The 12,544-nt window shown below is 73.7% G+C and carries 9 protein-coding genes; 3 read left to right on the forward strand and 6 right to left on the reverse strand.

All coding sequences use genetic code 11. The features are described from left to right. The 4 genes from JJ683_RS03900 to JJ683_RS03915 form a co-directional block, all read right to left on the reverse strand. Positions 1-4,104: alpha-(1->3)-arabinofuranosyltransferase domain-containing protein (locus tag JJ683_RS03900; protein ID WP_200171417.1), on the reverse strand; the 4,104-nt coding region annotated here is incomplete at its 3' end. A gap of 151 nt (positions 4,105-4,255) precedes the next feature. Next, positions 4,256-4,417: a DUF2613 domain-containing protein gene (locus JJ683_RS03905; protein ID WP_182346446.1), complete on the reverse strand. Its 162-nt coding sequence runs from the start codon at positions 4,415-4,417 to the stop codon at positions 4,256-4,258. A 48-nt stretch (positions 4,418-4,465) separates the two neighbouring features. Then, on the reverse strand, positions 4,466-5,596 hold the full coding sequence (locus tag JJ683_RS03910) for an isochorismate synthase (RefSeq protein WP_372435234.1): 1,131 nt from the start codon (positions 5,594-5,596) through the stop codon (positions 4,466-4,468). 60 nt (positions 5,597-5,656) lie between these two features. Then, positions 5,657-6,133: a universal stress protein gene (locus JJ683_RS03915; RefSeq protein WP_182346447.1), complete on the reverse strand. Its 477-nt coding sequence runs from the start codon at positions 6,131-6,133 to the stop codon at positions 5,657-5,659. Between the two features lie 159 nt (positions 6,134-6,292). Between JJ683_RS03915 and JJ683_RS03920 the strand changes: the two genes are divergently transcribed. Then, a complete protein-coding gene (locus JJ683_RS03920; RefSeq protein WP_200171419.1) occupies positions 6,293-7,537 on the forward strand; it encodes a glycoside hydrolase family 3 N-terminal domain-containing protein in 1,245 nt (414 codons plus the stop codon). A 100-nt stretch (positions 7,538-7,637) separates the two neighbouring features. Further along, positions 7,638-8,234: a TetR/AcrR family transcriptional regulator gene (locus JJ683_RS03925; RefSeq protein ID WP_200171421.1), complete on the forward strand. Its 597-nt coding sequence runs from the start codon at positions 7,638-7,640 to the stop codon at positions 8,232-8,234. An 80-nt stretch (positions 8,235-8,314) separates the two neighbouring features. Here the strand turns inward: JJ683_RS03925 and JJ683_RS03930 are convergent, their stop codons facing one another. Next, positions 8,315-9,154 carry a MaoC family dehydratase gene (locus JJ683_RS03930; RefSeq protein WP_200171572.1) on the reverse strand — a complete coding sequence of 280 codons (840 nt, stop codon included), beginning with the start codon at positions 9,152-9,154 and terminating at the stop codon, positions 8,315-8,317. A gap of 63 nt (positions 9,155-9,217) precedes the next feature. Continuing rightward, positions 9,218-10,546 (reverse strand): 3-oxoacyl-ACP reductase, encoded by a 1,329-nt coding sequence (locus JJ683_RS03935; protein WP_200171422.1) that lies wholly within the window; start codon positions 10,544-10,546, stop codon positions 9,218-9,220. Positions 10,547-10,771: 225 nt separating this feature from the next. Here JJ683_RS03935 and JJ683_RS03940 point away from each other — a divergent pair, with 225 nt between their 5' ends. Then, positions 10,772-12,361, forward strand: coding sequence for an acetyl-CoA C-acetyltransferase (locus JJ683_RS03940; protein ID WP_200171425.1), 1,590 nt, complete (start codon positions 10,772-10,774; stop codon positions 12,359-12,361). Positions 12,362-12,544: the final 183 nt, after the last annotated feature.

Here is a 12,544-nt window from a genome sequence, read left to right on the forward strand (position 1 = left end):
CGCCGCCGTCACCGCCAGCCCGGCCGCCCCGGACACGGCGAACCCCGCCGCCAGCACGCCCGCCGCCCCGGCGGTGGTCGACGACCATGTGCGGGTGGCCGCGCCGAACACCGTGCGTTCACGGCGCCGGGCCGGGACCGCGGCGGCGAGGAAAAGCAGCGGCAGCAGCGCGAGCCCGCCGAACAGACCCAGCCGGTACCAGTGGTCGCTGGGGAAGGTCAGCGTGACGCTGGTCGCGGCGCCCGCGGGCACGATCCACCCCTGCTGCCATCCGTCGACGACGATCGGCTGCAGCTCCGTGCCGGACGCGTCCCTGGCCACCCAGCCCGGGTTGGTCGACTCCGGCACCACGAGCAGTCGGTCCTCGTCGGCTGCGGGCACGCGCATCACACGGTGGTCGTCGCCCCAGGTTTCGACGTGCGCGGGCTGCGGCGACGATGCCGCGGCCCCGCCGGAGACCGTCGGTGCTCCCGCGGGCTGCGGCGTGAGCGTCACGGTGGACACCGTGAACGCCCCGCCGGGCTGCACCGTCAGCCGGTCCGGGCCCGCGGCGGGCTGCAGCGTTGCGTCGCCGCACACGGTCGCGGTGACCGGCGCGCCGTCCCGCAACGCGCGGACCGTCGCGGTGACGGACGTGTGGACCGCGTGCCCGTTCAGCGTGACGACGGGGCCGTCGCCGCAGCCGACGGTGACGGGCGCGTCGGGGTCGGGCGCCGTGCCGATCCGGTCGGTGCCGTGCGGACCGGCGAACGCGGCGAGCTCGGCGATGCCGGGGGCCTGGTCCTTCCGGCGCCCGAACGCCCCGTCCACGGGGACCTCCTGCCAGTCGGTGACCGACACCGTCACGGCGTCGGTGCGGGCCGGCGTGAGCTCGACGATCCCGTCTGCGGGCACCGCCCGCTGCTGCGGGCCGGTGCCCAGGTCGACGGTGACGGTGGTGGGCCGCGCCGGTATCGACTGCCCGTCCCGTCCGCCGGGGGCGGGCGTCGGCGCGGTCACGCGCAGGCTCGCCACCTCGCGCTCACGCGGGAGACGCAGGGTGATGGTGGGCGACGAAGTGGCGTGGCGGGCGGCGGAGTCCGCGGCGTACCAGCTGGTGGCGGGGTCGCCGTCGACGGCGGCGTGCGCGCTTCCACGCAGGTCGACGATGTCCGAGTCGGACTCGGCGCGCACACCGCCGGGCAAGGTGAGCAGCGCTTCGAGGTCCTGCCCGGGCCGTCCCCGCACGGTGAGCTCGGCGCCCAGCGGCGTGTCGGCCGGGGCGTCGATGGTGCGCGTGAACGTGCCGGGCGATTCGGCGGAGCCGCCGAGCGTGGTATCGCAGAGCACCCGCCCGCCGGCGGCCGCACACTGGCGGCGTCCCGGGAACTCCTGGCCCAGGCTCCACTGAGTCACCCGGGCGCGCGGCGGCGGTGGCGGCAGCACCACCTCGCGGTGCACGTCGAGGGGCCCGTCGGGAGTGGTCAGCGACACCTCTGACAGGCCGAACTGGCGTCCGGCTGTGCCGTCCGCGGTGCGTACCGCCTCGATCCGGATCCACTGCGTGGTGCCCGGCGGGATCGGCACCGTTACCTCGGCACCCGGTTCCGGCACCGCCGCGCCCATGGTGCCGCGGGCCGTCTGCACCTCGATCCCTGTGACGGGCGGGCCCACCGCCATGCGATCGGTGCGCACCGTGAGGGTCCCCGAGCGGATCGGCGAGTCCAGGTCCAGCCGCAGCCACTGCCCCACGGCGCTGTCGGCCCCGCCGCTGACCCAGCTGGTCGTCGGGTCGCCGTCGAAGGCGGACGCGGTGCCGCTCGCCGGGTTCACCCCGCCCAGCTGCGTGGCGTCGGCCGCCGAACCGGACGCGGTGACGGTGGCGCCCACCCAGCGGCCCTCGACGAGCCCGGCGCCGGGGACGGGGTAGTCGGGCGTCGCGTTGGGCGTGCGGCGCGGATCGGTGGCGGCGCGGATCCCCGACGTACCGCCGGTGACCCGCCCGTAGTCCTGCTCGCGCGCGGTGGGCGTGTCGGTGACGGCCACAGCGGACGGGTCGAGACCGGCGGCCCGCGCATCGGCGTAGAGCACGACGGGGACGGGGCGCGTGCCTGCAGCACCGGCGGGAGCCGGGCCCGTGGGGACGGTGCCCGCCGGAAAAGCGCGTGGGCGCGCCAGCACCTCCGGCCCACCGGCCACCACCGGGACCTCGTCGAGCCCCACGGTGTACGGCGCGACGGTGACCGGGTCGGCGCCGACCCGGTAGATCTCGATGGCGGGATAGTCCTGGCGCAGGCCCGCATCCTGGAACTCGGTGACCTCGTCGTCCGTCGGTGCCGCGCCGTTCCCGCGTCCCGCGTCCAGGCCACCGGGGTCCGTCCGGGCCGGGACCTGCCGCGTCGACGGCAGCGGCGGCTCGCCGAAGGCCGCGACCCGGGTCAACCCGGACGAGCCGTCGATCGCGGCGTGCACGACGAGCGGCCGCGGCGCCCGCGCCAGCTCGGGGTCCAGGTCGTTGCGCACCACGAGGTATCCGATGCCCATGCGCCGTAGCGTGGGGGCGAGTGTGTCGGACGGCCGTCCGTCGGCGAGTTGACGCTGGATCGCGTCGAGCGCGCGGATCGCGCCCGGCGGGTTGAGCGGGATGGCGTCGCGCACCGCCCACGGCGTCTCCGCCAGCGGCTGCAGCGGCTCGTCGCGCGTCATGCCCCACTCCTGGATGGCGAACGGCGCGCCCGGCACCACCAGTGCGCGGTGCATGCCCGCGGCGGTGGCATCGGTGGAATCCGCGTGGTCGGTGAGCCAGTCGGCCGCCTGCTGCCAGTGGTCGGGGATCGCGGAGTAGCCGCCCGGCGGTGCCAGGTCGCCCAGCCAGGCCGGGCTGGAGGCCAGCATCAGTGCGGCCGCCACCAGTGCGGTCACCGCCGTCATCGGCTCGTGTTCGGGGTGCGCCAGCGCGCTGCGGGCCCGGCGCCACGGCACCGCCCCGGGCAGTGGCACCCGTCCCAGCAGGTGCGCCAGCCCCAGCACCAGCGGCAGGCGCAGCAGCGGTTCGAGCTTGTGCACGTTGCGCAGCGGCGCGCCGGCGCCGTCGAGGAACGCGCGCACCTGGTCCGCCACCGCGGAGCCCAGCGCCCCGTCGTAGCCGATGGTCATCCCCGCCAGGCCCACCAGCAGGATCAGCAGCAGGCGCCCGCGCGCGGGCATGCGCCGCATCGCCAGCCCCGCGAGTCCGGCGGCGGCGAGCAGGCCGGTGGCCAGCACGAGTATCGGCTCGCTGACCAGCGGCACCCCGGTGGCGGTGGACGGGGAGATGAAGGGGGTCCACGAGCTGGTGCCGCGGAGCACCTCGGGCAGTGACGCGAACCGGGTGGTGGTGGAGGAGGATTCGATGAAGTCGAGGAACGGCGGGCTCACCTGTCCCAGCAGCCACAGCGGCACGAGCCACCACAGGCAGGCGAGCGCCAGCATGGGCACCCACCAGGCTGTGAAGCGGCGCCAACGGGCGTCGGGCCGGTGCGCGGCCCACCACAGCCCGGCGATGAGGCAGGCGAAGCCCGTGGCCACGGCGTTGACGGCGCCCATCAGCGCCACCGCCGCCGCCGACCGGGCGGCGAGCATGCGCATCGACGCGGGCCGCGCCCCGGCAGCGCCGAGGCCGCCCCTGTCGCCCGTCCCACCCGGGTCCCCGCCGTCGAGCGCCCGGATCACCGGCAACAGCACCCAGGGCGTCAGCATCACCGGCAGCGTTTCCGAGGAGATCGGGCCGATGGTGGTGAGCACGCGGGGCGCGAACACGAACGCCGCGGCCGCGACCATGCGGGACGTCCGGCTGCCGATGCCCAGCGCCTCGGCGACCCGGACCACGCCCCAAAAGCCCACGGCGAGCAGCAGCCCCCACCACAGGCGCTGCGTCACCCACGGGGGGATGTGCGCCAGGTCGCCGAGCGCGAAGAACGCGCCGTGCGGGAAGAAATAGCCGTAGGCCTGGTTCTGCACCTGGCCGAGCGGGGCGATCGACGACCACTGGTGTGCCGCGCGTGCCAGGAAACCGAGCGGATTCGCGGTGAGGTCCAGCTTGGTGTCCGCGACGATGCGGCCCGGAGACTGGCACAGCGCCGCCACCAGGAGAACCGCCGATACGCTCAGCAGCCACCGGCGGGGGACCGGGGCGACGACGACGCCGTCCTCCGTGCACGGTGGATCCTCGGCAGGGGACGGGGGACCGGGGCGCGGGCGGCGCCCGCGCGGGAAGGTGATGCTCAGGACGCCCGGGTCAGCGGGTGCCGTACTGGACCTGGGCGTCCGACGGGTTGGCCGATGCGGCGGTGTCGGGACGCGAAGTGCCCTCGATGGCCGAGGTCACGGGGATGACCACCGCGAGAGCGACCGCCACGCCGATGACCGCGCTGACGACTGCGGGCACAGTGAACTTCATGAAGGCTCCTCGGGATCGTTGGTCCCAAAGTTATCACCCGGACGGGCGTCACGCTCCCAACGCCCGGCGGAGCGTGCGCAGCTTGGCGTCGGTCTCGGCCAGTTCGTCGTCGGCCCGCGACCCGGCCACGATCCCGCCGCCCGCGTGCGCCAGCGCGCTGCGCCGGTCCGGCGCGAGTTCGGCGCAGCGGATCGCCACCACCCATTCACCGTCGCCGTCGGAGTCGCACCAGCCCGCCGCGCCCGCGTAGAAGCCGCGGGGTTCCTCGGTCTCGCGGATCGCGGCCAGCGCGCGGTCGGTGGGCGTCCCGCACACCGCGGGGGTGGGATGCAGAGCCAGCGCCAGGTCCAGGGCGCTGGTGGACGGGTCGGCGAGGGTGCCGGAGATCTCGGTGCCCAGGTGCCACAGGTGCGGCGTCGAGTGCAGCGTCGGCGTGGGCGGCACGGTGAGCTCGCTGCACAGCGGCGCCAGGGCACCGCGGATCCAGTCGACGACGAAGGCGTGCTCGCGCAGGTTCTTCCCGGAGTCCAGCAGCGCGCGTGCGGCCGGGTCGCCGTCGGCACCGCAGGCTTGCGGGGCGGCCCCTGCCTGCGCTGTTCCGCCCGTCCGTGCGGCCGTGCCGGCCAAGGGGCGGCATTCGACACGCCGGCCGCGCCGGCGCACGAGGGTCTCCGGGCTGGCGCCGACCAGCGCGCGCCCGGCGTAGCGTCCCCCGGCGGGGCTCAGGTCGACGGTGAATCCGTTGCCCGCGGTGTCGCCGGCCACCAGGCGGGCGAGCAGCGCGGTGCGCGAGATGGGGCCGTCGGCCTCCAGCAGCACGGCGCGGGCGGCGACGACCTTGTCCAGCTCGCCGTCGTCGACGCGGTGCAGCAGGCGTCCGATGCGTGCCAGGTGCTCCTCGGCGCTGGGCACGTACCCGGTCACGCGCACGCCGAGCGCATCAGGGCTCAGCCGCGGCGCGTCGGGATGCGGCACCCACGTGCCGGACGACCGGGTGACGGACTCGGGGACGGTGAGCGCGGCGGGGGTCTCGGGGTCGAACGGCAGCGCGCCCACCACCATGGCGGCGGCGCCCGAACGGAGCGCCGCCGCAGCGGCGCGGGCGTCGTCGAACGCGCGGGCGCGGCCGGCGGCCGACACCGTCCCGCCCGGGCCGGAGAGCAGGAAGCCCGCCGCGATGCCGGAGCGGCCGGAGTCCACCCCGCCGCCGGGGCTATCGCCGGCGCTGCGCAAGCCCGCTCACTTGCCCGGGGGGACGATCATCACCGGCCGGTGGCTGTGGCGCAGCACCTGGTCGGCCGTGCTGGAGTGGATGAGCGAGCGCAGGCCAGTGGTGCCGCGGGTGCCGGTGACGATGACGTCCGCGTCGAGCTCGTCGGCGATCTCCACGATGGTGGTCCACACGGTGGTGCCGGATTCGATGCACCGGGCCTCCGCTGTGAGGCCGGCCTCGGCGGCCAATTGCAGCCCCTCCTCGGCCACCTCCCGCGCCTCGACGTGCGCGATGTCCTCGGTGTCGTCGTCGGGCAGCCAGTCCGGCTGCATCATCCCGGACAGCCCCGACATCCGCGCCGCCTGCCGCACCATCGGCTCCCACACCGTCACCAGGATCGCGCGTTCGGCGGCGAGGAACCGGCCCGCGTACCGGATGGCGCGCCGGGCGTTCTCGGTGCCGTCGTACGCGATGACGATGAGATCGGCCGGTTCGGTGGACATTTGCTGTCACCTGCGCTTTCGGTCGAAATGGTTGCGGTGTGTTCATCGACGAACCTACTACCGGCGCCGCGGACGACGGGGGGTTTCCCCGGTTCGCGGTACGGTGCTCGGAGCCGTGGGGCACGACGGTACGTGGCGGTACGTGAAGGAGACACGGTAATGGTGTTCGGTGACAGGCGCAGGGGAGTGCGGCGATCCGGCATCGCCGCGCTCGTCGCGGTGTTCGCGGTGACCGCGGCGGCCTGCGGCTCCGGGGGTGCGGGCGACGGGGCCGCCGTCCCTGCGGCGACCGGCACGTCGCAGACCGGCCCGTCCGCGCAGCCGCAGAGCGCCACCACCGCCGCCGGAGGCGCCGCGACGCCGGCCGCCGGCGCCCCGTACGCGTGCGACGGTTCAGACCTGCTCGCTTCGCTGAGCACCCGGCAGAAGCTGGCGCAGATGCTGGTGGTGGGCGTCACCGGCACGCAGGACGCGCTCGACGTCGTCACCTCCGAGCAGGTGGGCGGCGTGTTCGTGGGCAGCTGGACCGACCCGTCGATGCTCACCGGCGGGGGCGCCGCCGCCGTGCACGACGCGGACATCGCCGCGCCGCCGCCGATGATCACCATCGACGAGGAGGGCGGACGCGTCTCCCGGGTCGCCGACCTCATCGGGCCCGCGCCCTCGGCGCGCGAGGTGGCGCGCACGATGAGCGTCGACGAGGCGTACCGGATGGCGCTCGAGCGGGGGAAGAAGCTGCGCGGGCTCGGCATCACCGTCGACTTCGCCCCCGACGCGGACGTCAGTGCCCAGTCTGACGATGCCGTCATCGGCGACCGTTCCTACAGCGACGACCCGCAGACCGTCGCCGACTACGCGGGCGCGGTGGCGCGGGGGCTGCGCGACGCCGGGGTGCACCCGGTGATCAAGCACTTTCCCGGGCATGGCTCGTCCAGCGGCGATTCGCACAACGGTGCCGTGTCGGTGCCCCCGCTGGCGCAGCTGCAGGGCAGAGACCTGATGCCGTTCCGGCAGCTCATCGCCGAGCAGCCCGACGTGGGCGTCATGGTGGGGCACTTGGACGTGCCGGGCCTCACCGACGGCGTCCCCGCCAGCCTCAGCCCCGCGGCGATGTCGCTGCTGCGTGACGGCACCGGATACGACGCGCCCCCGTTCGGAGGGGTGATCTTCACCGATGACCTGTCCGGCATGGGCGCAATCAGCGATACGTACTCGGTGCCGGACGCAGTGGCCGCCGCGCTCGAGGCGGGTGCCGACGTCGCCCTGTGGCTGTCCACCGACCAGGTGCCCGCGGTGCTCGACAGGCTGGAGCAGGAGGTGGACTCCGGGACGTTGCCGATCGACCGCGTGGACGATTCGGTGGTGCGCATTGCGAGGATGAAGGGGATTCTCTCGTGCGGGTGACGGCGGCTGCGGGTTCCCGATGGATGGGAACGCGCCGTGCAGATCCCTACCGTCAAGTAAGTTGAATCGGGCCTTGGTGACGGATGTGGTGAGGAGCGGGATGGGCGCGCGAGCGAAACGACTGCCGCGGGCCGTGCGTGAGCAGCAGATGCTGGACTCGGCCATCGCTGTGCTGGCGGAGCACGGCTACTACGGCACGTCCATGGATGCGATCGCCAAGGATGCCGAGATCTCCAAGCCGATGCTGTATCTGTACTACGGCTCCAAGGAGGAGCTGTTCGAGGCCTGCCTGGACCGCGAGAGCAAGCGGTTCATCGCCGCCATCTCCGAGCGGGCCGAGCCGGCGGCCGGCCCGCGCGAGACGCTCGAGCTCACGCTGCGTGCGGTGCTGGAGTTCGTCGGCGAGCACCGGAACGCATGGCGGGTGATGGTGCGGGAGGCGGCGTCGTCGGGGACCTTCGCCGACGAGATCAACGCCAACCGCGCCAAGCTGGTCGAGCTGACGGCGGGCCTGCTCAAGGCCGGCACCACAGAGGAGCACGACGACGCCGAGTTCGACCTGATGGCCGTGGCCCTCGTCGGCGCGGGCGAGGCGGTGGCCAACCGGCTGGTCGAGTCGGACATCGACGTGGAGAATGCGATCGCGATCGTCACCGGGCTGGCATGGCGCGGACTGGCGGGCAGGAAAAAGGAGTAGCGCGCCACACGTGCAAGCGCCCCGCCCCCGTGCAGTGCACGGACGCGGGGCGCTCTGCGTAGTGGGCCGGCCGTCCTCCGTCAGCCCTCGCCGAGGGTGGCGGTGAGGAACGGGTGCTGCTTCCTGGGGTGGCGCAGCTCGAGCGCCCAGCCCTCGCCGGTCCGCCGCACGTACTCCGCGGCCCGGGTGGGCAGCACCATCGGCTTGCCGAAGCGCACGTCGTACACCGCGTGCTCCGGGATCCGGCCTTCCAGCGCGCCGAGGGCCGCGGCGGCGCTCCACATGCCGTGCGCGATGGTGCGCGGGAATCCGAAGGCCTTGGCGCCCAGCGACGAGACGTGGATGGGGTTGCGGTCGCCGGACACGGCGGCGTAGCGGCTGATGATCTTCTGGTCCGCGTGCAGCGTGGTGGTGGGCACGCCCGGATCGTCCGGCGCGTCGTCCTTCTGCGCGGAGCGCTGGGACGAATCCTCGCCGGATCCGCCGCCGATCTTGAGGAACGTGCTGGTCTGCCGCCACGCCGGAGCGCCACCCGCGCTGATCTCGCTGACCAGCTGCACCTGCGTGCCCTTGCGGTGCGGGCCCAGGCCCTCGGCGTGGATGCGCAGGTCCAGCGGCTCGGACACCGATACCGGACGCAGCTGCTCGATCCTGTTGCCCACGTGCACCATGCCGACCGCCGGCAGCGGGAAATCGCGCGCCGTCATCAGCTTCATCACCGAGGGGAACGTGAGCACGAACCCGTAGGTGAGCGGCAGGGTGTCGGTCAGCCGCAGCCCGCACACCCGCGCGTAGGCGGCCAGGTGGTCCGGGTCCACGCGGTAGCCGGCGATCTCGTAGGTGCGCTGCGGCAGCGCGCCGTGCCCGCCGCCCGGCAGCGGCAGCAGCCCCGCGGCCGCCTTGGCGTAGGAGGCGAGCATGTCCGGCTGCGCCGTGAGGCGGACCGTGCCGCCGGAAGCCGCATAGCGATCAACAGCCACTGTTCACGCCCCCAGCAGGCTCTGGCCGCACACGCGGACCACGTTGCCGGTCACCGCGGCGGACGACGGGCTGGCGAAGTAGGCGACGGTCTCGGCGACGTCGACGGTCTGCCCGCCCTGCTGCATGGCGTTCATCCGGCGGCCCACCTCGCGGGTGGCGAAGGGGATGGCGGCGGTCATGTCGGTCTCGATGAAGCCGGGGGCCACGGCGTTGATGGTGATGCCCTGTCCGGCGTACGCGTCGGAGTGGGTGTCGACCAGCCCGATGACGCCCGCCTTGGAGGTGCCGTAGTTGGTCTGGCCGCGGTTGCCCGCGATGCCCGCGATGGACGAGACGTCCACGACGCGGCCGCCCTTGCCCAGAACGCCGAGGTCCACCAGCTTCTCGGTGAGCTTCTGCGGGGCGAGCAGGTTGACGCCGAGCACGGCGTTCCAGCGGGCGGCGTCCATGTTGGCCAGCAGCTTGTCGCGGGTGATCCCGGCGTTGTTGACGAGGATGTCCAGCCGGCCGCCCTGCTTCTGGACGGCCTCGGCGATCGTGTCGGCGGCGTCGTCCGCGGTGACGTCGACCGCGAGGGCGGTGCCGCCGACCTTGTTGGCGGTCTTGGACAGGCCCTCGCCGGCGGCGGGGATGTCCGCGCAGATCACGTGCGCGCCGTCGCGCGAGAGCACCTCGGCGATGGTGGCGCCGATGCCGCGCGCCGCACCGGTGACCACGGCGACGGTGCCCTCCAGAGGGGCGTCCCAGTCGGCCGGGGCGGCGGCGTCGGTGTCGTTCACGCGGATGACCTGGCCGTCGACGTAGGCGGACTTGCCGGACAGCAGGAAGCGCAGCGTGGATTCGAGCCCGGAGTGCGCGGCCTTCGCCTGGGGGGAGGTGTAGACGAGCTGGCAGGTGGCGCCGCGGCGCAGCTCCTTGGCCACCGACCGGGTGAAGCCTTCGAGGGCGCGCTGCGCGATGTGCTCGTCGCCCGAGGTGAGTTCCGGCGTGCTGCCGATGACGACGACGCGGGCGCACGGCAGCAGGCGGCGCATCTCCGGCTGGAAGAACTCGAACAGTTGGGCCAGTTCGGTGACGGAGGTGATGCCCGTGGCGTCGAAGACGAGGGCGCCGTACTTCTGCGCGTCCTGCGCCAGGTCGTAGTCGCCGAGCAGCGTGCGCAGCGGGTCCGCGAGGCGCCCGGCCCCGCCGATTTTCACCGGCCCGGGAAGCGCGGGCTTACCCTTCTGGTAGCGGCGGAGGGCCTCCGGTTGCGGGAGCCCCACCTTGTCCGCCAGGAAGGATCCGGGACCGGAGTTCACCAGAGTGGAGTACAGGTCAGTGTTTGCCACGAGTCACCTTCTATGTCGCCCGGCCGCCCGGGCGGTGCGCCGCGGGCCCGGTGGTCCTGTGTTCATGTTCGCCGTGCTGAGCATGCTCGCTCTGCCGGTGAGGCGCGCCGCTCGGCCCTGTTCGCGGACCGAGCGGGCAGAGCCTCGGTGTCGACAGCATCTTACTCTTGGGTAAGAATACGTCATAGAGACCGACAACATCTTTCCGACCGCTGGGAGAACCGCGTGCCTACGAATCCCGACTCCACACCCGCCAAGTCTGCCCCCGGCAAGGGTGGCCCGTCCACGGGCAAGAAGCCCGGGCCCGCCAAGCCCAAGCCCGCCGCCGCCAAAGCCGCTGCCAAGCCGGCCGACGCGAAGCCTGCCGCCGGGGCGGCCCCGAGGCATCAGGCCGCCGAGTCCGCCGCGAAGGCCGAGTCCGCCGCGAAGGTCGAGTCCGCTGCGAAGGCCGAGTCCGCAGCGAAGGCCGGGCCCGGCCGCTCCGGCGGGGGTGCGGCGCGCACGCCGCGCCGGGTCGCGGTCCTGGGCGGCAACCGCATCCCGTTCGCCCGCTCGGACCGCAAGTACGCGCACGCCTCCAACCAGGACATGTTCACCGCGGCGCTCGAGGGGCTGGTCAGCCGCTACAACCTGCAGGGCGAGCGTCTGGGCATGGTCGCTGGCGGCGCGGTGCTCAAGCACAGCCGCGACTTCAACCTGATCCGTGAATCGGTGCTGGGCAGCCACCTGAGCCCCTACACGCCGGCGTTCGACCTGCAGCAGGCGTGCGGAACCGGCCTCCAGGCGCTCATCGCGGTGGGCGACGCCATCGCGGCCGGCCGCATCGAGGCGGGCGTCGGCGGCGGCACGGACACCACCTCTGACGCACCCATCGGCGTGGGCAACGACCTGCGGGAGTTCCTCCTGGAGCTCAACAGGGCCAGATCCACGACCGATCGCATCAAGCTGCTGGGCAGCGCGCGTCCCGGGATGCTGAGCCTGGAGATCCCGCGCAACGGCGAACCGCGCACCGGCCTGTCGATGGGCGAGCACCAGGCCGTCACCGCCCGCGAGTTCGGCATCACCCGCGAGGCGCAGGACGAGCTGGCCGCGCAGAGCCACCAGCGTATGGCCGCCGCGTACGACCGCGGATTCTTCGACGACCTGGTCACCCCGTTCCTGGGGCTGACCCGCGACGACAACCTGCGGCCCGATTCCACCGTCGAGAAGCTCGCCAAGCTGCGGCCGGCCTTCGGCGCCAAGGGCCCGCACGCCGACGAGGCGACGATGACCGCCGGCAACTCGACGCCCCTGACCGACGGCGCGTCCACCGCCCTGCTGGCCAGCGAGGACTGGGCCGCGGAGCGGGGGCTCGATCCGCTGGCCTACATCGTCGACTCCGAGACCGCCGCGGTCGATTTCGTGCACGGACACGACGGCCGCACGCCCGACGGACTGCTCATGGCGCCCACCTATGCGGTGCCGCGGCTGCTTGAGCGCAACGGCCTGACCCTCGACGACTTCGACTTCTTCGAGATCCACGAGGCGTTCGCGTCGCAGGTGCTGTGCACGCTCGCCGCCTGGGAGTCCGAGGAGTACTGCACGCGGAGGCTGGGGCTGCCGGCCGCGTTCGGCACGCTCGACCGGTCGAAGCTCAACGTCAACGGATCGTCGCTGGCGGCGGGGCACCCGTTCGCGGCCACCGGCGCGCGCATCGTCGCGACGCTGGCGAAGATGCTCGCCGAAAAGGCCCGGCAGGACGAGCGGCCCGCTCGCGGGCTCATCTCCATCTGCGCGGCCGGCGGCCAGGGCGTGACGATGATCCTGGAGAGCTGACCCCCGCCTGCAAGGGCTCCCCGCGCGCCGCGCGCCGACCCTCCTCTGGCGCGCGCGCCGACCCGGCGTGTCGTGCCGATCGGCGCGCGGCGCGGTGGTGGTCCTCCGGAGCCGGGCCTGCTCTCGGCCTCTGACGCCTGTGGGGCCAGGCGAAATGGCGATTCTCGGCGCGGGTGGAGGGAC

Origin of the sequence: Tomitella cavernea (genome assembly GCF_016599145.1) — a bacterium.
Taxonomy (GTDB): Bacteria; Actinomycetota; Actinomycetes; order Mycobacteriales; family Mycobacteriaceae; genus Tomitella; species Tomitella cavernae.